Origin of the sequence: Synechococcus sp. CS-1332 (assembly GCF_025127995.1) — a bacterium.
GTDB lineage: Bacteria > Cyanobacteriota > Cyanobacteriia > PCC-6307 > Cyanobiaceae > Cyanobium.
The window spans coordinates 1-19974 of record NZ_JAHLYP010000042.1 but is presented as its reverse complement, the minus strand read 5'-3'; the positions used below and the strand labels follow the sequence as shown (position 1 = coordinate 19974).

At 69.2% G+C, this 19974-nt stretch carries 19 protein-coding genes; 6 read left to right on the top strand and 13 right to left on the bottom strand.

What is annotated here, in order from left to right:
* Nucleotides 1–17: 17 nt before the first annotated feature.
* Together KQ305_RS09740 and dapF are read right to left on the bottom strand one after the other, a co-directional pair.
* Nucleotides 18–1199, bottom strand: coding sequence for a cysteine desulfurase family protein (locus KQ305_RS09740; RefSeq protein ID WP_259725215.1), 1182 nt, complete (start codon nucleotides 1197–1199; stop codon nucleotides 18–20).
* A 13-nt stretch (nucleotides 1200–1212) separates the two neighbouring features.
* Complete coding sequence (gene dapF / locus KQ305_RS09735) at nucleotides 1213–2358, bottom strand: diaminopimelate epimerase (protein WP_259725214.1); 1146 nt, start codon at nucleotides 2356–2358, stop codon at nucleotides 1213–1215.
* 43 nt (nucleotides 2359–2401) lie between these two features.
* Between dapF and KQ305_RS09730 the strand changes: the two genes are divergently transcribed.
* Both KQ305_RS09730 and leuS read left to right on the top strand, forming a co-directional pair.
* Nucleotides 2402–2641: an Hfq-related RNA-binding protein gene (locus KQ305_RS09730; RefSeq protein WP_259725213.1), complete on the top strand. Its 240-nt coding sequence runs from the start codon at nucleotides 2402–2404 to the stop codon at nucleotides 2639–2641.
* Between the two features lie 45 nt (nucleotides 2642–2686).
* Nucleotides 2687–5311, top strand: a complete 2625-nt coding sequence (gene leuS, locus KQ305_RS09725; RefSeq protein ID WP_259725212.1) for a leucine--tRNA ligase — start codon at nucleotides 2687–2689, stop codon at nucleotides 5309–5311.
* A gap of 18 nt (nucleotides 5312–5329) precedes the next feature.
* Here the strand turns inward: leuS and fghA are convergent, their stop codons facing one another.
* From fghA to KQ305_RS09710, 3 genes are read right to left on the bottom strand one after another with little or no spacing between them, the layout of a single operon-like run.
* Nucleotides 5330–6172, bottom strand: a complete 843-nt coding sequence (gene fghA, locus KQ305_RS09720; protein WP_259725211.1) for an S-formylglutathione hydrolase — start codon at nucleotides 6170–6172, stop codon at nucleotides 5330–5332.
* Nucleotides 6173–6191: 19 nt separating this feature from the next.
* Nucleotides 6192–7304, bottom strand: a complete 1113-nt coding sequence (locus tag KQ305_RS09715) for an S-(hydroxymethyl)glutathione dehydrogenase/class III alcohol dehydrogenase (RefSeq protein WP_259725210.1) — start codon at nucleotides 7302–7304, stop codon at nucleotides 6192–6194.
* Nucleotides 7305–7323: 19 nt separating this feature from the next.
* On the bottom strand, nucleotides 7324–8925 hold the full coding sequence (locus KQ305_RS09710) for a glucose-6-phosphate isomerase (protein WP_259725209.1): 1602 nt from the start codon (nucleotides 8923–8925) through the stop codon (nucleotides 7324–7326).
* Between the two features lie 256 nt (nucleotides 8926–9181).
* Between KQ305_RS09710 and KQ305_RS09705 the strand changes: the two genes are divergently transcribed.
* Complete coding sequence (locus KQ305_RS09705) at nucleotides 9182–9973, top strand: helicase DnaB (RefSeq protein ID WP_399231214.1); 792 nt, start codon at nucleotides 9182–9184, stop codon at nucleotides 9971–9973.
* A gap of 33 nt (nucleotides 9974–10006) precedes the next feature.
* On the opposite strand, the gene KQ305_RS09700 is transcribed toward KQ305_RS09705, so the two are convergent.
* From KQ305_RS09700 to KQ305_RS09690, 3 genes are read right to left on the bottom strand one after another with little or no spacing between them, the layout of a single operon-like run.
* A complete protein-coding gene (locus KQ305_RS09700; RefSeq protein ID WP_259725208.1) occupies nucleotides 10007–10885 on the bottom strand; it encodes an N-acetylmuramoyl-L-alanine amidase in 879 nt (292 codons plus the stop codon).
* Nucleotides 10882–12630 (bottom strand): M61 family metallopeptidase, encoded by a 1749-nt coding sequence (locus tag KQ305_RS09695; RefSeq protein ID WP_259725207.1) that lies wholly within the window; start codon nucleotides 12628–12630, stop codon nucleotides 10882–10884. Before KQ305_RS09695 ends, KQ305_RS09700 begins: the two co-directional genes overlap by 4 nt.
* A complete protein-coding gene (locus KQ305_RS09690; RefSeq protein ID WP_259725206.1) occupies nucleotides 12623–12967 on the bottom strand; it encodes a DUF1257 domain-containing protein in 345 nt (114 codons plus the stop codon). The genes KQ305_RS09695 and KQ305_RS09690 overlap by 8 nt, the downstream gene beginning before the upstream one ends.
* A 7-nt stretch (nucleotides 12968–12974) precedes the next feature.
* Here KQ305_RS09690 and purN point away from each other — a divergent pair, with 7 nt between their 5' ends.
* Nucleotides 12975–13634 (top strand): phosphoribosylglycinamide formyltransferase, encoded by a 660-nt coding sequence (purN, locus tag KQ305_RS09685; RefSeq protein ID WP_259725385.1) that lies wholly within the window; start codon nucleotides 12975–12977, stop codon nucleotides 13632–13634.
* On the opposite strand, the gene argC is transcribed toward purN, so the two are convergent.
* Nucleotides 13625–14689 (bottom strand): N-acetyl-gamma-glutamyl-phosphate reductase, encoded by a 1065-nt coding sequence (argC, locus tag KQ305_RS09680; RefSeq protein WP_259725384.1) that lies wholly within the window; start codon nucleotides 14687–14689, stop codon nucleotides 13625–13627. The two genes, purN and argC, sit on opposite strands and share 10 nt — an antisense overlap.
* Nucleotides 14690–14845: 156 nt before the next feature.
* Between argC and ribBA the strand changes: the two genes are divergently transcribed.
* Nucleotides 14846–16555 (top strand): bifunctional 3,4-dihydroxy-2-butanone-4-phosphate synthase/GTP cyclohydrolase II, encoded by a 1710-nt coding sequence (gene ribBA / locus KQ305_RS09675; protein WP_399231210.1) that lies wholly within the window; start codon nucleotides 14846–14848, stop codon nucleotides 16553–16555.
* Here ribBA and KQ305_RS09670 read toward each other — a convergent pair.
* On the bottom strand, nucleotides 16552–16992 hold the full coding sequence (locus KQ305_RS09670; RefSeq protein ID WP_259725205.1) for a peptidylprolyl isomerase: 441 nt from the start codon (nucleotides 16990–16992) through the stop codon (nucleotides 16552–16554). The genes ribBA and KQ305_RS09670 overlap by 4 nt on opposite strands.
* A 49-nt stretch (nucleotides 16993–17041) precedes the next feature.
* Here KQ305_RS09670 and mtnP point away from each other — a divergent pair, with 49 nt between their 5' ends.
* Nucleotides 17042–18013 carry an S-methyl-5'-thioadenosine phosphorylase gene (mtnP, locus tag KQ305_RS09665; protein WP_259725204.1) on the top strand — a complete coding sequence of 324 codons (972 nt, stop codon included), beginning with the start codon at nucleotides 17042–17044 and terminating at the stop codon, nucleotides 18011–18013.
* On the opposite strand, the gene murQ is transcribed toward mtnP, so the two are convergent.
* The 3 genes from murQ to KQ305_RS09650 form a co-directional block, all read right to left on the bottom strand.
* The gene (gene murQ, locus KQ305_RS09660) at nucleotides 17979–18926 is read right to left on the bottom strand and encodes an N-acetylmuramic acid 6-phosphate etherase (RefSeq protein WP_259725203.1); all 948 of its coding nucleotides are present in this window, start codon (nucleotides 18924–18926) and stop codon (nucleotides 17979–17981) included. The two genes, mtnP and murQ, sit on opposite strands and share 35 nt — an antisense overlap.
* On the bottom strand, nucleotides 18923–19333 hold the full coding sequence (locus tag KQ305_RS09655) for a DUF3110 domain-containing protein (protein ID WP_259725202.1): 411 nt from the start codon (nucleotides 19331–19333) through the stop codon (nucleotides 18923–18925). Before KQ305_RS09655 ends, murQ begins: the two co-directional genes overlap by 4 nt.
* 86 nt (nucleotides 19334–19419) lie before the next feature.
* On the bottom strand, nucleotides 19420–19974 hold a 555-nt coding region (locus KQ305_RS09650; RefSeq protein WP_311134340.1), incomplete at its 5' end, for a DnaJ C-terminal domain-containing protein.

Here is a 19974-nt window from a genome sequence, read left to right as displayed (position 1 = left end):
GCAGGGCTGAGCGGACCCTACCCAGGCGCTTCGGCGACACTGCGGCTGGCCTCGGCCAAGGCCACCGGCAGGCCGGCCAGCTCGGTCGGGCTGATCCAGGGGCCCAGGCTGATGCGCAGGCCGCTGGCGGCCGCCTCGGGGCCGTAGCCCATGGCGAGCAGCACGGCACTGGCACCCGTGGCCCCGCCACTGCTGCAGGCCGATCCACTACTCACGGCATAACCCCGTCGGGCCAGCTCCCGCACCAACCGGCGCCCGGGCAGCGAGCGACCCTGCGGGCCAGCCACCAGGAGGCTGATGTGGTGGGGAAGGCGCCCACAGGGATCTTCCGGGACCGGCCCGCTGAGGCGCACCCCCCCCAGCTGGATCAGCTCATCCAGCAGACGGTCCCGCAGGCTCCGCATGGGGTCCTCGCCGCCATGGGCCGCAAGACGTTGCCAGGCCAGCTCGAGGGCCGCCGCAAATCCCGCCACCAGGGCCACCGATTCGGTGCCGCCGCGACGTCCCCCCTCCTGCACGCCACCGATCAGGGGCTCCAGGCGGAGTCCGCGCCGCACCAGCAGGGCGCCGACCCCGCGGGGCCCCTGCAGCTTGTGGGCCGCGCAGCTGAGCAGATCGATGGGCAACCGGCTGAAGTCAATCGGCTGATGGCCCACCACCTGCACCGCGTCGACATGAAACAGCACGCCGGCCTGGCGGCAGAGCTCGCCGATGCGGACGATCGGCTGGAGTGTGCCCACCTCGCTCTGGCCCCAGAGCATCGACACCAGTCGGGTCGGCGGCCGCAGGAGCTCCTGGAGAACCTCCAGATTCACCACGCCGCGGCGATCCACCGGCAGCAGCAGGCGCTGCCAGCCCCGCCGCACCATGGCGTCGGCGGCCGCATAGCTGGCGGGATGCTCCACCGACGAGAGCAGCACCCGCCCGGGCTCGAGGGAGCCTGCGCAGCCGATCAGGGCGGTGTGGATCGCTTCGCTCCCACCCGACACGAGCACCAGCTCCTCACGGCCGCAGCCCAGCCGTGCGGCAATGGCCAGGCGATCGCGCTCCAGGCGCTCCGCCGCCGCCAGGCCGAAGCCATGCAGGCTGGAGGGGTTGGCCCAGGCCTCCCGGTGGGCCCGGTCCATGGCCTCGAGCACCTCCGGCGCCGGAGGGCTGGTGGCGCAGGCGTCGAGGTAGACCCCCGTCGCAGGCCCCACCGCACCGGGTGAATCAGGAGACGGCGGGTTCATCTCGGCAGAGGCGGCCCCGGGTGCGGGATTCCAGGGACTCGCCGGCCAGGGCCACCAGGTCATCGAGGGAGCAACCCTCCAGCAGCGCCGTGACCCGGGCGCGGGCCTCGGCACTGGCACTGGCACAGGCTTCAGGGCGCAGACAGCCGTTGACGCACACCGTCGCGCAATCAATGCTGTCCAGGGAAGGCTCGGTCTCGACAAGGGCCGATGGGGTAGTGGGCGGCGGTGGCGTCTCCGCGGCGGGAGGCCGCTCGTCTCCCGTCCCGAACAGGGAGGGGGCCACCACCCCGTCAAACACCGCCTCGGCGGGACCGGTCATGAAGACGTGGCCGCTGGCCTCGTCCCAGTCGATTTCCAGCGGGCCACCAGGGAGATCGAGCCGGGCCTGGCGGTCGGCCAGACCCAGCAGGTGGCAAGCCACCAGGGTGGCGCAGGCGCCGGTGCCACAGGCCAGCGTGGGCCCAGCTCCCCGCTCCCACACCCGCATCACCAGATGGTCGGGGGTCAGCACCTGAACGAAGTGGACATTCGTACGGGCCGGAAAGGCCTCATGCACCTCCAAGGCCGCACCCAGGGACTCCAGATCGATGGCCGCCACGTCATCCACCGGCACCACGGCGTGGGGATTGCCCATGCCGGCGGCCGCCACGGCCATGGGCTCGCCCAGCACCTCCAGCATCCCCACCGGCAACCCCTCCACCCCCACCGCCAGGCCGGTGGGAATCGTCTCCGGGGTCAGGAATGGGGCGCCCATGTCGACGCGGATGCGACCGTCTTCGGCCAAGGCCGGCACGATGCGACCGGCCAGGGTCTCGACCTCCCAGCGACGGGGGGCAACGTCGCCGTCGCTGTCGGCCAGGAAACGGGCCAGGCAGCGGATGCCGTTGCCGCACATCTCCGGTTCCGTTCCATCGGCATTGAAGATGCGCATCCGCAACTCCCCGCCTTCCCTGGGCGGCAGGGCCAGGATCACGCCGTCGGCGCCGACCCCGAAGCGACGGTCGCAGAGCCGCCGTACCCATTCGGGGGTCAATCCGAACACGTCCTCAGAATCCCCTAAGCTGCGGCCGTCAAGCAGCAAGAAGTCATTCCCCAGACCCTGATATTTGCTGAATTGGAGCACCTGTTGCACCGTTCCGAGTGTCCTGAAGGTTGGGGTCGATCCTATGCAGAGTTTCTTTGAACGACGGGGGCCCAGGCTCGACACGACCCTGCCCAGCGTGCGCCATGTTCAGGAGCTGATCCGCATCCGCACCCCGGTGAATGTCGTGCTGGTGTCCGGCCAGGAGTTTGACGGCGTCATCCGCTGGCAGGACAGCCATTTTCTGGCGATGAGCACCGAACCCGGCACCCCTTTGCTGCTGATCAGCCTGACGGCGATCGCCTCGCTGCGCGCCCTCAGCTGAGCCACCCATGGGTTGTGACACGATCACATCCACCCCATAGGTCCCGTGACAGAACCCTCCCGCTACCGTCCCGAGACGATCGAGCAGCGCTGGCAGCTGCAGTGGGAGCAACTGGGACTCCACGCCACACCTGACCTCACCGGCGACAGCGGTGACGCCTACTACGCCCTGTCGATGTTCCCCTATCCCTCGGGGAGCCTGCACATGGGCCATGTGCGCAACTATGTGATCACCGATGTGATCGCCCGGGCGGCCCGGCTCCGGGGCCGGCAGGTGCTGCACCCCATGGGCTGGGACGCCTTCGGACTGCCGGCGGAGAACGCCGCGATCGAGCGGGGCGTCGACCCTGGGGACTGGACCGACCGGAACATCGCCCAGATGCGCGAGCAGCTCAAGCGCCTGGGTCTGTCGATCGACTGGGACCGGGAAGTGGCCACCTGCCACGCCGATTACTACCGCTGGACCCAGTGGCTGTTCCTCCAGTTCCTGGATGCCGGCCTGGCCTATCGCAAGGAGGCGACGGTCAACTGGGACCCGGTCGACCAGACGGTGCTCGCCAATGAACAGGTGGATGCCGAGGGTCGCTCCTGGCGCTCCGGCGCCCAGGTGGAGAAGCGTCGGTTGCGCCAGTGGTTCCTGAGGATCACCGCCTACGCCGATGCCCTGCTCGACGATCTCCCCTCCCTGGAGGGTTGGCCGGAGCGGGTGCGCACGATGCAGGCCAATTGGATCGGCCGCTCCCTCGGGGCCGAGCTGACCTTCACGGCCGAATCCGGTGCCGCCATCACTGTCTTCACCACCCGGCCCGACACGATTTACGGGGCCACCTATGTGGTGCTGGCACCGGAGCATCCCCTGGTGGCCGCGTTGACCACCGACGACTGCCGCCTTTCCGTCGCTGCTTTCTGCGATCTGGTCAGTCGCCAGAGCGAGCAGGAGCGGACAGCCGAGGACCGGCCCAAGCGGGGGGTGCCGATCGGCGCCTGGGTGCGCAATCCCGCCAGTGGCGAAAGGATTCCCGTCTGGATCGCCGACTACGTCCTGGCCGACTACGGCACCGGTGCCGTGATGGGGGTTCCGGCCCACGACCAGCGCGACTTCACCTTTGCCCGCCAATACGAGCTGCCGGTGCGGCGGGTGGTGATCCCCGAGGGTTCCGACCCGCACGCCTACGAGGGCCAGGCCTGGACAGAAGCCGGCGTGCTGATCGCTTCCGGTCCCTTCGACGGCCTGACCACCGCCGAGGCGAAAGCGAGCATCGTCACCAGTGCCGAAGCCCAGGGCTGGGGCCAGGGACGGGTGCAGTACCGACTGCGCGACTGGCTGATCTCGCGCCAGCGCTACTGGGGCTGCCCCATCCCCGTGATCCACTGCGACAGCTGCGGCGTGGTGCCGGTGCCGGAGGACCAGTTGCCGGTGGAACTGCCCCGGGATATCCCCCTGAGCGGCAAGGGGGGCACCCCCCTGGCCAAGTTGGAGTCGTGGGTGAACGTGCCCTGCCCCCGCTGCGGCGCGCCCGCCCAGCGGGAGACCGACACCATGGACACCTTCATGTGTTCGTCCTGGTACTACCTGCGCTACAGCGACCCCCACAACGACCAGCGACCCTTCGGGCGCGAGGCCGTCGACCGCTGGTTGCCCGTGGACCAGTACGTGGGCGGGATTGAGCACGCCATCCTGCACCTGCTCTATTCCCGCTTCTTCACCAAGGTGCTCCGGGACCGGGGGCTGCTGGGCTTCTCCGAACCCTTCGCCCGCCTGCTCACCCAGGGCATGGTGCAGGGCATCACCTACCGCAACGGCCACACCGGGCAGTACGTGGCGCCGGCCCAGGTCTCAGACCCCAGCGACCCCCGCGATCCGATCAGCGGCGAGGTGCTGGAGGTGTTCTACGAAAAGATGTCCAAGTCGAAGCACAACGGCGTCGATCCGGCGGTGGTCATCGACCGCTACGGCGCCGACACGGCCCGGATGTTCATCCTGTTCAAGGCGCCGCCAGAGAAGGATCTGGAGTGGGACGACGCCGACGTGGAAGGTCAGTACCGCTTCCTGCAGCGCCTCTGGCGCCTGGTGGAGGGGGCCCAAGGCCGGGGCCTGCGCCTTGCTGGGCCTGGGCTGCCGTCGACGCAGGAGCTCGATCCCGCCAGCTTCAGCGACGGGGAGCGGCAGCTGCGTCGGGCCGTGCACACGGCCATCGCCGCCATCAGCGAAGACCTGGAGGGGGAGCTCCAGCTCAACACCGCCGTCTCGGAGCTGATGAAGCTCAGCAATGCCCTGGCGAGCCACCTGGAGGGGGCCAGTCCAGCGGTGAGCTCCGAAGCCCTCGCCACCCTGCTGATCCTGCTGGCCCCCTTCGCGCCCCACCTGGCGGAGGAGCTCTGGCAGAAACTCAACGGCCACGGGGATGGGGCGAGCATGGCGGCGGCGGCGAGTGTCCATCGCCAGCGCTGGCCCGCCGTGGATCCGACCGCCCTGGTGCGCGACACCATCCCCCTGGTCATCCAGGTGAAGGGCAAGATGCGCGGCAGCCTGGAAGTGCCCGCCGATGCCGATGCAGCCACCCTGGAACGCCTGGCCCTGGAGAGCGAGGTGGCCCAGCGCTGGCTGGAGGGTCAACCCCCCCGGCGGGTGATCGTGGTGCCCGGCAAGCTGGTCAACCTGGTGCCCTGAGGGCCGCGGGCAGCCTGGTCAGTCCCCCAGGGCGGCCGCGTGGTGGCGCAGGTGATCGTCGATGAAACTGGCGATGAAGAAGTAGCTGTGGTCGTAGCCCTCCTGGTAGCGGAGCTGCAGGGGGTGACCGGCCGCTTTGGCCGCCGCCGCCAGCTCGGCTGGCCGCAGCTGACTGACGAGGAACGGATCGGCGAGGCCCTGATCCACGAGCAGGGGCAGCCTCTCCGCCGCTGAGGCGAGCAGAAGCGTGGCATCCCAGGCGGCCCACGCCCGTTGATCCGCTCCCAGGTAGGCCCCGAAGGCCTTCTGGCCCCACAGACAGGCCGACGGGTGGCAGATGGGGGCGAAGGCCGACACCGATCGGAAGCGGCCCGGGTGCCGCAGGGCCGCGACCAGGGCGCCGTGGCCCCCCATCGAGTGGCCGCTGATGCTGCGCGCCTGGCTCAGGGGCAACTGGGCCTCCAGCAGGCCGGGCAGTTCCTCCACCACGTAGCTGTGCATTCGGTAGTGCCGGTCCCAGGGGGAGGCGGTGGCATCCACGTAGAAGCCCGCCCCATGGCCCAGATCCCAGCCGCCCTTCGGATCCGTGGGCACCTCGGGGCCCCTGGGGCTCGTGTCCGGTGCCACCAGGGCCAGGCCAAGGGCGGCGGCGAGGCGATGGGCCCCACCCTTCTGCATGACGTTTTCATCAGTGCAGGTGAGGCCCGACAGCCAGTACAGGGCCGGCACCCGGTCCCCGGCGAGGGCCTGGGGAGGCAGGAACACCGCCAGGGTCGCCGCACCGTTCAGCTGGGTCGATGGGTGCCGGTAGCGACGGTGCAGACCGCCGAAACTGCGGTTTTCGCTGAGCAGCTCAAGCATGGGGGGCTGGCCTCGGCGGTCAGAAGTGGATCACGGAACGGATGCTCTGGCCGGCGTGCATCAGGTCGAAGGCCCGGTTGATGTCCTCCAGTCCCATCGTGTGGGTGATGAAGCGCTCGAGGGGGATCTCCCCCTGCTGGAATCGCTCGACATAGCCGGGCAGCTCGCTGCGGCCCCGCACCCCACCGAAGGCGGAGCCCCTCCACACCCGCCCCGTCACCAGCTGGAACGGCCGGGTGGCGATCTCCTGGCCCGCTCCGGCCACACCGATGATCGTGGATTCGCCCCAGCCCTTGTGGCAGGACTCCAGGGCGGCGCGCATCACCTGAACGTTGCCGATGCACTCGAACGAGTAATCAACTCCACCATCGGTGCGATCGATCACCACCTCCTGGATGGGGGCGTCGAAGGCCTTCGGATCAAGGCACTCAGTGGCGCCGAGCTGGCCGGCGATGGCGAACTTGTCGGGGTTGGTGTCGATGCCGATGATCCGCTCCGCACCGGCCATCACCGCCCCGATGATCACCGCCAGGCCGATGCCGCCGAGGCCGAAGACGGCCACGCTGCTGCCCGGTTCCACCTTGGCGGTGTTGAGCACGGCGCCGATTCCTGTGGTGACGCCGCATCCCAACAGGCACACCTTCTCCAGGGGCGCCTCAGGGGCGATCCTGGCGACGGCGATCTCGGGCACCACCGTGTACTCGGAAAAGGTCGAGGTGCCCATGTAGTGGAAGATCCGCTCGCCGTTCCGGGAGAAACGGCTGCTGCCGTCGGGCATCAGGCCCTTGCCCTGGGTGCCGCGGATCGCCTGACAGAGGTTGGTCTTGCCGGACAGGCAGAAGCGGCAGGCGCGGCATTCGGGCGTGTAGAGGGGAATCACGTGATCCCCGACAGCCAGGGAGGTCACCCCCGGGCCGATCTCCTCCACCACCGCACCGCCCTCATGGCCGAGCACCGCCGGGAAGATCCCCTCGGGGTCGGAACCGGAGAGGGTGAAGGCATCGGTGTGGCACACGCCCGTGGCCACCACCCGCAGCAACACCTCGCCGGCGCGGGGCCCTTCCACGTCGATCTCGGTGACCTCCAGCGGCTCGCCTGCGGCCCAGGCGACCGCGGCACGGGATCGGACCATGGGAAAGATCCGAAACCTATCAGGTGTGGTGGAAGGTGAGGCTGTCGGGCCGGCCCCAGTCGCCAACGGCGCCATAACCACGATCGTTGGCGCAGAGATGGCGTAGCAGCCAGAACACCGGCTCCACCGCCTCCAGCTCCAGTTCCGTCTGGATCGCGGCCAGGCTGCGGGGCTGGCCATCGGCCAGCAGCCCTTCCACCTGGCTCTGCACGGACAGGATCCCGGCGGCCGCCAGCTTGCCGGCTTCCACCCCGGGCTGGTGGTAGGCGTTGACGTTGACGAGCTCTCCGTAGAGCCCCACCGCCCGCTCGAACAGGCCGATCAGGGCCCCGAGGCCCCGGGCGTCAAACCGCCGCAGGGTGATGGTGATGCTCTGGCGATCCTGCTCGGCGAGGGCCGTTCGGGTGCCCTGCAGGAACCCTTCGAGAAAATCGGCCGGGCACTCGCCATCGATCGTGGGGATTTCCGCCGGATCCTCCAGCACCTCGATGAAGGTCACGAAGAAATTGTCGAGTCCATCGCGCAGTTGCTGGACATAGGCGTGCTGGTCGGTGGAGCCCTTGTTGCCATACACCGCAAGGCCCTGGTGCACCACCTCACCGTCCCGGTCGAGCCGCTTGCCCAGGGACTCCATCACCAGCTGCTGCAGGTAGCGGCTGAACACCTCCAGCCGGTCTCGGTAGGGGAGGACCACCATGTCGCGGCGGCCCCGGCCGCCACCGGCCACATGCCAGGAGGCGGCCAGCAAGGCCGCCGGGTTGGCGCGCAGATCGGGCACGCGCGTGAGGCGATCCATCGCGGCGGCCCCGTCCAGGAAGCCGCGCAGGTCGGCACCGATCAAGGCGGCGGGCAGCAGGCCGACGGCGCTGGTGATGCTGGTGCGGCCGCCCACCCAATCGAACATGTCGAAGCGCCGCAGCCAGCCGGCCGCCTTGGCCTCCTGGTCCAGGCGGCTGCCCCCCATGGTCACGGCCACGGCCTGGGCGCTCCAATCACCACCGGCCGCCACCACCCGGGCCCGGGCCTGCACCATGCCGAGGTGGGGTTCGGGGGTCCCGCCCGATTTGCTCACCACAACCACCAGCGTGGTGGTGAGGCGCTCGCCTAGGGCGGCCAGGGTGCGGGCCATGCCGTCGGGGTCGACGTTGTCGAAAAAATGGAACGGCAGACCCGTTCCATGGCGCTGCAGGGCCCTGAGCATCAGCAGGGGACCAAGACCAGAGCCGCCGATGCCGATCCAGAGAACGTCGGTGAAGGGCCCGCCGCCGGGCGCCGTGACCGAACCCGCCAGCACGTCCCGCCCGAAGGCTTCGAGGCGATCAATTTCGGCGGCGATAGCAACCGCCACCGTCGGATCGGGAGCCAGCTCCGGGTCCCGCAACCAGTAATGGCCCACCTGGCGCCCTTCGTCGGCGTTGGCGATGGCACCGGCCTCCAGGGCCTCCATGGCGGCGAAGGCACGGGCGAAGGGGGCCTGGAAGGCCTCCAGATCCACTTCCTCAACGGCCATCCTGCTGACGTCCAGCCAGAGACCGAGGTCGGAATCGTGCCAGAGAAGCTGGCGGAAACGCTCCCAGAGGGCAGCGGAATCGAGGCCGTTCAACGGCGGCAGCGGGGACATGGCTCCTGGGACGCCGTGACGGGCCCCCGAACCGTATCCATCCGCCTCCATGTTCGGCAAGCGGATCGGCGGATGCGGGTCTTCCGCCACAGGGGCCGGCGGCCAGAGCGCCCCCAAAAAAAGAGAAATTCCGGACATTGTCGTTACGATTGGTTTTCAAAGCAAAGAACTTTGCTTGCTGGCCCACCTGACAGGAACTAGTTCCCTCAGCTCCACCTTCCAGCGGAGCCGGCTTCGTCTCGCGTTGCGCGGGTCCTTGCTTCTGGGAGCCATCGGCCTGAGTGTCTTGCCCTTCAGCGGCGAACCCCGGGTCCAGGGCCGCTCCCTTCTCCAGCTCACGGAAGGCGGACGCGGCATTGAAGCCTTCCCCCTGATCAGTCCCTCCACCAGCGAAGGCCTCCGGCCCGATCCGATCGATTTCAGCCCCGAGGAACTGCGGGAGCTGAACCGCCGCTTCGGGGTTCACGGCCCCCAACCCCGTCTCGCCCAGCTGTTCACCGAGGGCATCGACCAGCTCCAGCCCTTGCGCACCCGCACCCTCGGACGGCTCGAAGAGCTCAGGCCGGTGATCCTGAGCGAAAGCCGCCGTCACCACATCAATCCGATGCTGGTCACAGCCGTGCTGTTCGATGAACTGCAGCACGCCAAGCCCGGCGAGGACCATCCCCTGGCCGCCCGCAGCGGCCTGTTCAGCACTCACGGTCCTGCCCAGCTCAGCCTTGGCGAGCTCGTCAAACAGGGGCTTCTGCCCGCCAATGCCACTCCTGAGCAGATCGAGGAGGCCCGCACGGAGCTGCTCGATCCCGATCGCAACGTGCGGCTGCTGGTGGGCAAGTTCGTGCGCCTGAAGCAGGCCCTGGGCCTCTCCGATCAAGCCCTGCTGATGGCCAGCACCTCCCCGTCCGACGCCAAGGCCATGGCCACCCTGGCCTATCTCCACAACGGCAAGCTTGATTACCCCGCGCGGGTTCTCCGCTACATGCAGGATCCAGAACTGCATGCCCTCCTCTACGGCAGCCGTAAGGCGATCACCAGCCCGTTGATCTGAGCCCGAGCGTCTGAGCGTCTGAGGCAGAGTCCATCAGCACAGAACGCCGATGGAAGCCAGCCTCAGCTGCAGCTCACGCCAGTCGAAACTGCGTGGATCCATGCGCTCTCCACCCAGATCCACATGGCGGTGCGTGGTGATGTTGTTGGCGGGAATGGCGAAACGACGCATCCAGCGGCCGAGCACGATCGCCAGCGCGTCGTACTGGGCGGCGGTGTAACCGCTGTGAGCGCTGTCCTGGTCTTCCCCATCAAGGGGGGTTTCCAGGCTGAGGTGCAGGGAGAAGTTGTTGATCGACCCTCCCACCTCGGGATTGGTCACCACCCAGCGGCCGTTGAAGGCGGAATTGCCTGACCCGAAGGCCCGCTTGGAAGGATCGAGCACCTCCACCACCCGGCCGTCCAGGCCGATCAGGGTGTGGTAGCTCACCTGGTCCTCGTCACGCGGATGGGGCGTCATGAACGTGTTGATCGCCGAGTTGATGCCATAAACGGTCTCGTGCAATACGACGACCTGGGGCGTGGGATCCAGCGGCTGGCCGAAGACATCCTGACGAAAGCGCTCGCCGTAGTTGCTCGGATCGATGCGCAGCCGGATGGTCTCGTAGCGGAGGCGTTCCGCCAGAGCGAGCAGGCGGCTGCGCAGGAGGGGATCAGCCTGGCAGGCACCTCCCAGGGGTGCACGCCAGGCCGCATGGGGCGGCGGCAGGGCCTGCGCCGCCGGAGGCTGCTGCAGCAGTCCGCCGGCGGCCGGGGATTGGCGCACCTCCTCCAGCAGGTCGAGCAGGGAGGCGCGACCACCGGCATTGCCCGGGGCGCCGAACAGGTCGCGGCCCAACCAGGTGAGTCCGCCGATGCTCAGCACACCCGCACCGGCCAGAGCCAGTACCAGGGGTCGCAAGGAGGCACTCATGGCTGGAGCGACAGCCAGCGCCGCCGGTTCAGCCCCGTCAGGTCACTCACCAGGACGGGATCGATCACCAGTTGCCAGCTGGCCACCGCAGGGGGCTCGGCCATGAGAACGGTGCTGCGCACCCGGCCATCACGGCAGTAGAGCAACTCCCGCTCGGCCGGTGCCGTGGCGGGGCCGATGGCCAGGGCGAGGTCCTCCGGCCGCCGCAGTCGCACACCATCGAGGGCCAGCAGCTCGTCGCCTGGCTGCAGGCGAGCCCGTTCGGCCGGGGCGTCCCTGTGCACCCGCTTCAGCTGCATCAGCCTGTCCGCGGCGTCCTCAAGTTGCCAGCCGAGGAAAGGGTCCGCCGCGAACGTCGGCACCAGGGCAAGGCCCACATCAGCCAGGTAGCTGGCGAGGTCGGGGTCGTCGGTGCTCTCCAGCCAGTGGGGCAGGAGCTGGGCCAGATCGGGAGCCTGCTCGGCGAAGGCAGCGATCAGGTCGTCGTTCCGGTACCCACGACCCCAGGCCCCATGGCTGCGCCAGAGGGCTCGAAGCACGACGGCCAGGCACGACCCCTGCCGCCGCAAATGCAGGTCGAGCACCAGGGCGACCACGGCCCCCTTGAGGTAGTAACTGATCTGACTGTCGGCGGAGGAGGCGTCCTGCCGGTAGAGCTTCACCCAGGCCTCTTCGGCGCTCTGCCGCAAGCCCTGGATCTGGCGACCGGGGGTGAGCAGGTAACGGCTGAGATCGGCCCCCAGGTCCTCCAGAAGTTCGCCTTCCGTACCGATGCCGGCCGCCAGTGGCAGCAGCAGGTCGAGGTAGGAGGTGACGCCTTCGGCAAACCAGAGACCGGGAACGATGGTGGCCCTGTCGTAGTCAATGGGGGTGAGTTCGGCAGGCCTCAGGCGGCGCACATTCCATTGGTGGAGGTACTCATGGGCCACCAGTTGCAGCAGCTTGCGCCGGCCGCCTGGCGCCGCCAGGGCCCGGCGGCCGAACTGCAGCACGCTGCCGTGGTCGTGTTCCAGGCCGCCATAGGCCTCGGCCAGCAGATGCAGGACGAACAGGTAGTTGTCGCTGGCGGGGGTGGGCTCCCCCATCAGGCGGCAGCAGGCCAGAGCGACCCGCTCCACGTCGGCGAGCCAGAGCGGATCGTCGGCGGGCAGGTCGGTACCCCAGGTGACCCAGCGGTGCGGGGCCCCTGCGACGCTGAACCGGTGGCACGGGTGGGGGCCGACCTCGACAGGACTGTCGATCAGCCGGTCGAAGTCGGCGGCGATCCAGGCGTTCTCACCATTGCTGGGCAGGGGCACGAAGGCCTGCCATCCCTCGGGCAACGCCAGCTCGAGCCGATGGGGGTGCCAGCGTTCGCCGCTGACCTGCAGGACCACCCCGGCCAGAGCCAGAAAGCCGTGGTCGGCACTGAGGTGGCAGGTGCGCACACTCAGCTCCGTGGCCTGGAGGCGGTAGCGAATCACCAGTGGCGCCAGGCTGGTGAGCTCCAGACCCCAGCAGGCCTCCGCCGCTCGCGTGCTGGCCACGGGGATTCCCCCCTGGTGCACCTCCAGGGCCTCCAGATGGCGGACGTAGTCGCGAATCAGGTAGGAGCCCGGTGTCCAGGCGGGCAGGCGCAGCTCCGGCTGCAGACACTGGGGTTGCACGTGCAACGTCACCCTGACCAGGTGGCGGTGGGGGTCACGCAGATCAAGCTGAACAATCGGCCCGGCGGCCAGATCTTGCAGGGGTGGGTCGTCAGACACGGAGCTCGATCGACGCCGTGGGGAAAGCCAGGCTGGCGTCCTGGAGGGCGGCCCTGGCGGCATAGGCCCGGGTGATCCGGCCCAGCAACCGCTGCAGAGGGGTGTTGCGGCTGATGCGCTGGAGATCGCCCACCAGAGCCAGGGATCCATCCGCCTGACGGACCCATCCCAGGCCCTGACCATCCTTCAACTGCAAGCGCAACGTCACCGGCTGGCGATCACCACCGAATCCGACGAGTTCTCCGCCATGCCGCCAGGGGAGGTTGAGGGTGGAGAGGGTGGCCCCCAGGACATCCGTATCCCGCAGCACGGTGGGCAGGATGGTGAGGTGGGACATGGACGCAATGCCCGATTTCGCTGACCATAGCGATCCCAGCGGGTCTCTCCAGTGGCCATTGCCACAGCCGCTGCCGGCCGGTGGGGCCCCACTGCGACTGGCGGTGATGGCCTCCGGCGAGGGCAGCAACTTCGAGGCCCTTGTCATGGCCTGCGCGGAGGGACGCCTGCAAGGGCAGGTGGTCGTTCTGGCCGTGAATCGCGACGGCTGCGGGGCCCAACGCCGGGCCGAACGGCTCGCCATCCCCTGCCAGGTGTTCGACCACCGCCGCCAGCCGTCACGGCAGGCCCTGGATCAAGCTCTGATCGCCCTGTTCCGGGCCCACCGGGTTGATCTGGTGGTGATGGCCGGCTGGATGCGCATCGTCACCCCCGTGTTGATCGAGGCGTTCCCGGAGCGCCTGCTCAACATCCACCCCTCGCTGCTGCCCAGCTTCCGCGGCGCCGATGGGGTGGCGCAGGCCCTGGCTGCCGGGGTCACCCTGGCGGGCTGCACGGCCCACCTGGTGACAGAGGAGGTGGATGCGGGAACGATCCTGGTGCAGGCGGCCGTGCCGGTACTGCCGGAGGACGACCGACAGCGGCTCCATGCCCGCATCCAGCGGCAGGAGCATCGGATCCTGCCAATGGCCGTCACCCTGGCCGCCCAGCGGCTGGCTCAGGGGTAGAAGGGCAGCAGCGGCAGGCCGGTTCCCGCCTCCAGGCCGCTGAGCAGGTTGAGGCACTGCACCCCCTGGCCGGCCTGCCCCTTCACGAGGTTGTCGATGGCGCTCATGATGATGAGTTGGCCGGTCCGCGGGTCGACCTGCACCGAGAGCAGGCAACGGTTGGTGTTGCGCACCCACTTGGTGGAGGGATAGATCCCCACCGGCAGCACCTGCACCGTGGGGCTGTGGCGGTAGGAGGCCTTCAGCAAGGTGGTGCAGTCCTCGGCCGTGAGTCCAGGGTCCCGCAGCCGCCCGTAGACCGTGGCCAGCAGGCCGCGCACCATCGGCATCAGGTGGGGCGTGAACTGCAGCTGGATCGGTTGGCCCGCCGCCTGGGCCGCCAGCTGCTCAATCTCACTGGTATGGCGATGGCCGACCACCCCATAGGGAGCGACCGCCTCGGCGGCCTCGGCCAGCAGCAGGTTCTCCTTGGCGGCCCGGCCGCCGCCGGATGTGCCGGTCTTGGCATCGATGACGATGCCACTCGTCTCGATCAGTCCCTGCTCCAGGAACGGCAACAGGGCCAGCAGGCTTGCCGTGGGGAAACAACCGGGGGCCGCCACCAGGCGAGCCTCGCGGATGCGTGCCTCCGCCACTTCCACCAGTCCGTACACCGCCTCCTGGCAGAGGTCGCCGTCCTGGCGGGCCACCTGGCGGGCTTCGGCGGCGTAGACCTCCTGCCACTGGGCCAGGGAGCGGTAGCGGTAGTCGGCCGAGAGATCCACCACCTTGACGCCGCGCTGCAGCAATTCGGGCACCAGACCGGCCGCCAGACCGTTCGGCAGGCTCAGCACGGCCAGATCGGCGGCGGCGGCGATGGCTTCCGGGTCCGGCGAACGCACCACCAGGTCGTCCTCCAGGGGCAGGAAGGGGACCAGTTCGCTCCAGCGCTTGCCCGTGCTGCGCTCCCCGCCCAGAAAGCTCACCGTGAGATGGGGGTGGCCCTGCAGTAGCCGCAGGGTCTGCAGTCCCCCGTAGCCGCTGGCACCGATCACCGCAACGCGCTTGCCAGCCATGCGGAACGCCAAGGAACGCTGGATAGTACCGGCACCCTATAAATAAGGTTCGATTCTTTCAGGGATCGGCCACGTCCATCACCACGTCCATCGCCACGCCCATCGCCGATGTCCATCGCCGATGTGGGCGCAGGTCTTCCTCTTTCTTTCTGTCCCTTGACCCTTCTGTCCGGCCCACGCCAATCCACCGGCATCCACTTCGATGCCATCGCGGATGCATTGGCGGCGATCCGCAACGGCGAATCGATCGTGGTGGTCGATGACGAGAACCGCGAGAACGAAGGCGATCTGATCTGTGCAGCCCAGTTCGCGACGCCCCAGCAGATCAACTTCATGGCCACCGATGCCAGGGGCCTGATCTGCCTGGCCATGGAAGGGGAACGGCTCGATGCCCTGGATCTGCCCCTGATGGTGGACCGCAACACCGACAGCAACCAGACCGCCTTCACGGTGAGCGTGGATGCAGGGCCGGAGCGGGGGGTGAGCACGGGCATCTCGGCCGACGACCGGGCCCGGACGATCCAGGTGGCGATCCATCCGGACTCGCGCCCGGCCGACCTGCGCCGCCCCGGCCACATCTTCCCCCTGCGGGCCCGCCAGGGCGGCGTGCTGCAACGGGCGGGCCACACGGAGGCGGCCGTCGACCTGGCCCGTCTGGCCGGGCTCTATCCCGCCGGCGTGATCTGCGAGATCCAGAACGCCGATGGCTCCATGGCCCGCCTGGCCCAGCTCGCCGACTACGCCCGGCAGCACGGGCTGCGGCTGATCAGCATCGCCGACCTGATCCGCTATCGCCTCGACACCGAGCGCTTCGTGGCCCGCCAGGCGGAGGCCACCCTGCCCAGCAGCTTCGGCCAGTTCCGGGCCATCGGTTACCGCAACGAGCTCGATGGCAGCGAGCATGTGGCGATCGTCAAGGGCTACCCGGAACGCGGCACCGGCCCGGTGTTGGTGCGGGTGCACTCCGAGTGCCTCACCGGCGATGCTTTCGGTTCGCTGCGTTGCGACTGCCGCCCCCAGCTGGAGGCGGCCCTGCGCATGATCGAGTCCGCCGGCGAAGGGGTGGTGGTCTACCTGCGCCAGGAAGGCCGCGGCATCGGCCTGATCAACAAGCTCAAGGCCTACAGCCTGCAGGATGGCGGCCTGGACACGGTGGAAGCCAACGAGCGGCTGGGTTTCGCCGCCGATCTCCGCAACTACGGCGTCGGGGCCCAGATCCTCAGCGACCTCGGGGTGCGTCGGCTGCGGCTGATCACCAACAACCCCCGCAAGATTGCCGGGCTCGGCGGCTACGGCCTGCAGGTGATCGACCGGGTCCCCCTGGTGATGGACCCCGGCATCCACAACGCCGCCTACCTGCGGGTGAAGCGCACCAAGCTGGGGCACCTGATGGATGTGGAGTCCCATGGACTCACGGCGGTGCTGGGCTGGCACGGCCCCGAAGATCCCCTTCTGGGGGCCAGCCGTCTCGAGAGCCTGCGGGACTGGGCCCGACGCGTCGGCCTGCTGCTCGAGCGCGAGGAGGATCCCCGCCTGCTGGCGCTCCTCCACCGTCCTGGGCTGGCCCTGCTGCTGGCCGCCCAGCAGGGCCGTCAGCTGACCGCCGCCGACCTGGCCGGTCCCCTGATGGAGATGGCCCGCTGGCAGGGCACCTCCGGGGTGAATCTGCTGCTGGCGCCCGACGCCCGCCGCAAGGGCCATCCGAGCATCGACCTGGAACCGGAGCGTCGCCAACTGACCGATCTGGTGCCGCCCGGCGCCACGGTCTCGGCGGCCGGGGTGGAAACAGGGCTTGGGGAGCCGGGCAGCTCGCTCACCTGCCCACTTCTCAACCTCACCCCCGGCGCCTTCATCGTCTGGTCCTAGGCCTCGATCGTCACCGTGCGGATGCGGCTGCCGTTCTTGAGAGCCAGCACCACATCGATGTTTTCGGTGTGGCCGAACACCGTGTGCTGACCATCCAGGTGGGGCTGGGGGCCGTGGCACAGGAAGAACTGACTGCCCCCGGTGTTGCGGCCCGCATGGGCCATTGAGAGGCTGCCGGCCTTGTGCTTCTGGGCGTTGATCTCGCAGGGAATCGTGTAGCCGGGGCCGCCGGTGCCGGCCGTGCCGCGGGCACCTTCACGGCTGTTGGGACAGCCACCCTGGGCCATGAAGCCATTGATCACCCGGTGAAAGGCGAGGCCGTCGTAGAAGCCGTCCTTGGAGAGCTTGACGAAATTCGCGACGGTGCCGGGGGCCTCGGTGTCGAACAGATCAATGGTGATCAGGCCGGCGTCGGTGTCCATCAGGGCCTTGGTCACGGTCGAGGAGGCAAACTTCGACTGTATCCGTCCAGGGGACCCTCCTTCCATGGCCACCACCGAGCCCAGTTCCCCCTCCTCCCAGGCCCGTGGTCTGGCGAGCCCCGACCTTGCCCAGGCCCGCCTCGGGGTGCTCGGTGGCAGCGGCCTCTATGCCATGGAGGGTCTGGAGGACGTCCGCGAACTGAGCGTCGAAACCCCCTACGGCCCTCCTTCCGACAGCCTGCGACTCGGTCGCATCGGCGATCTCGAGGTGGTCTTCCTGGCCCGGCACGGCCGACACCACACCTTCACCCCCAGTGAGGTTCCCTACCGGGCCAACCTCTGGGCCCTGCGCTCCCTCGGCGTGCGCTGGATCCTGTCAGTGTCGGCCGTTGGCTCGCTCCAGGAGAACGTGCGTCCCCTCGACATGCTGGTGCCCGATCAGTTCATCGATCGCACCATGCAGCGGCCGCTCACCTTCTTCGGTGAGGGGCTGGTGGCCCACGTGGGCAATGCCGACCCCTACTGCGCTGTGCTCTCCAGGGTTCTCGAGGATGTGGGCGACAGCCTGATGCCGGAGGGTCGCCAGCTGCACCGCGGCGGCACCTACCTCTGCATGGAGGGGCCGGCCTTCTCCACCCGGGCCGAGTCCGAGCTGTACCGCTCCTGGGGCTGCACGGTGATCGGCATGACCAACCACACCGAAGCACGGCTGGCGCGGGAAGCGGAGATGGCCTACGCCACCCTGGCGATGGTCACCGACTATGACTGCTGGCACGCGATGCATGACGCCGTCACCGTCGAGCTGGTGATCGATAATCTGCGTGCCAATGCGGCCCTGGCCCAACAGATCGTGCGCCTGGCCGCCGAGCGGGTGCAGGCCCTGCGGCCCCCAAGCCCGGCCCACCAGGCCCTGAAGGATGCGCTGATGACCCCGGCCGGCCAGGTGCCGCCAGCCACTCGCCGCCGCACCGAGCTGTTCACCGCCCCCTACTGGGGACCGTTCAGAGAGGCGGAGGCGACGTCGGCTGCAGACTGACGCCGAGGCCGTCAAGGCACCGGCGCAGTCCGGGGCCGTGGCGGTCCAAGGCCGCCCGCGCCGCCTCGGCCTCCAGGCCGGAGGCGGCCATCAGCAGCGCCAGACGCACCGATCCCCCGGCCCGCTGCAACAGGCCCAGGCCCTGCTGGCGGGGAACTCCGGCCAGGTCCCGCAGGATGCGCAGAGCTCGGTCCTCCAGCTTGCTGTTGGTGACCGCCACGTCCACCATGCGGTTGCCGAAGACCTTCCCCAGGCGGACCATGACGCCGGTGGAGAGGATGTTGAGGGCCATCTTGGTGGCCGTGCCCGCCTTCAGCCGGGTGGAGCCAGTCAGCAGCTCGGGGCCGGTCAGCAGGCGGATGTCGATATCACAGGGCATCGGCACCTGGTCGGCGGGTACACATGCCACGGCCACGGTCAAGGCCCCGATGGCGCGGCCGTGGGCCAGCCCGCCGAGCACGTAGGGGGTGGTGCCGCCGGCAGCAATGCCCACCAAGGCATCCGCTGGGCCGAAGCCCCGCTGGGTGAGGTCGTCCCGACCCGAGTCCGGCAGGTCCTCCAGGCCCTCGGAGCTGCGCAGCAGGGCCGCCGCCCCGCCTGCCAGCACCCCCTGCACCAGCTCAGGGGGGCTGCAGAACGTGGGCGGACACTCCGCCGCATCCAGCACCCCGAGCCGGCCGGAGGTGCCGGCCCCCAGATAGAACAGACGCCCGCCGCTCGACAGTCGAGCCGCAATGGCGTCGATGGCCGCCGCCAGGGCCGGTGCTGCGGCCGCCACCGCCTGCTGGGGCAGCAGGTCGTTGGCGCAGAACAACGCCACCAGGGACGCCGTCGGCAGCCGGTCGAGGTCTTCGCTGGCCGGGTTGGGCCGCTCGGTGAGCAGATGGCCCCTGTCGCTACCGGGAGTGCTCAAAGCAGTCCTTCGAGGCGGCGACGAAAGGCCTCCAGCTCCGGATCGCTGCCGGCGGCCTCGGGAGCCTCGGCTCCGGCTTTCCCTGCCAACTCCTGCTCTTCTTTCCAGGAGGTCACGTCCATGTTGCGTTCGGGCGGCGCGATCAGCAGCCGCTCCTCCTCGCTGTTGGGCAGAAAACCGGCCGGAACGAAGCGGGCTTCATAGCCAGCCTCGGCGCAGAACTTCTCCAGCTCCTCCCGATCCAGGGCCTCAACGCAGGGCACTGGAAAATCCTGGGCTTCTAACAGGCCTGCATAGCGCTCGGCATCGTCAGGGTCCTCGAACAACAGCACCACCGTGCGCCCCCCGAGCTCAAGGGAATGGATGCCCTCCTGGTCGCTGCCCGGATCGAACAGCAGGACATGCACCGGCTTGTGTGGGGATCCACTGGCAGTCACAGCGTCACGGATGGGGCGCAGGCCAGTGTGTCATCCGCCGGTGGCCGCGGTGGCGATCAGTCGTCGCTGGTGACGCTGTTCTGCTCCTGGTCCAGCTCCCGCAAGCGGCGGAACAGGGCCTCCTCCGCTTCAGACGGCTGGTCAGGAACGACGATCCGCACCTCCACCAGTTGGTCGCCCCGTTGCTCCCCCTGGCTCTGGCCCCGGCGCCGCAGGCGCAGCAGACGGCCGCTGGAGGAACCGGGAGGCACCCGCAGCCGCACGGGGCCCTCCAGGGTGGGCACCACCGCCTGGCAACCGAGGGCGGCATCGGCGGGGTGGAGATCGAGTTGGTAGAGCACCCGCAGGCCATCGATGCGCAGCCCCTCCTGCGTTCGTACCCGCAACTGCAGGAAGTGATCGGCGCCGCCGGCCGCCACGCCGGCCAGCCGCAGCCGCCAGCCATCCCCCGCCAGGGGGGGGGACCAGACCTCCACGACGGTGCCATCACGCAACTCCAGCTCCAGTCGCTGGCCACTGAGCGCCTGCTCCGGGGTGAGGCTCACCAAGGTTTCCTCGTCCGTGGCGGCCATCACCGGTGGCGGGGGGGGGGGGGGGGGGGGGGGGGGGGG

Bases quoted from the DNA above. Each gene is read 5' to 3' on its own strand.
- KQ305_RS09730 (WP_259725213.1), top strand. From the start codon at position 2,402: ATGCAGAGTTTCTTTGAACGACGGGGGCCCAGGCTCGACACGACCCTG.
- fghA (WP_259725211.1), bottom strand. From the start codon at position 6,172: ATGCTTGAGCTGCTCAGCGAAAACCGCAGTTTCGGCGGTCTGCACCGT.
- KQ305_RS09715 (WP_259725210.1), bottom strand. From the start codon at position 7,304: ATGGTCCGATCCCGTGCCGCGGTCGCCTGGGCCGCAGGCGAGCCGCTG.
- KQ305_RS09710 (WP_259725209.1), bottom strand. From the start codon at position 8,925: ATGTCCCCGCTGCCGCCGTTGAACGGCCTCGATTCCGCTGCCCTCTGG.
- KQ305_RS09700 (WP_259725208.1), bottom strand. From the start codon at position 10,885: ATGAGTGCCTCCTTGCGACCCCTGGTACTGGCTCTGGCCGGTGCGGGT.
- KQ305_RS09690 (WP_259725206.1), bottom strand. From the start codon at position 12,967: ATGTCCCACCTCACCATCCTGCCCACCGTGCTGCGGGATACGGATGTC.
- purN (WP_259725385.1), top strand. From the start codon at position 12,975: ATGCCCGATTTCGCTGACCATAGCGATCCCAGCGGGTCTCTCCAGTGG.
- argC (WP_259725384.1), bottom strand. From the start codon at position 14,689: ATGGCTGGCAAGCGCGTTGCGGTGATCGGTGCCAGCGGCTACGGGGGA.
- mtnP (WP_259725204.1), top strand. From the start codon at position 17,042: ATGGCCACCACCGAGCCCAGTTCCCCCTCCTCCCAGGCCCGTGGTCTG.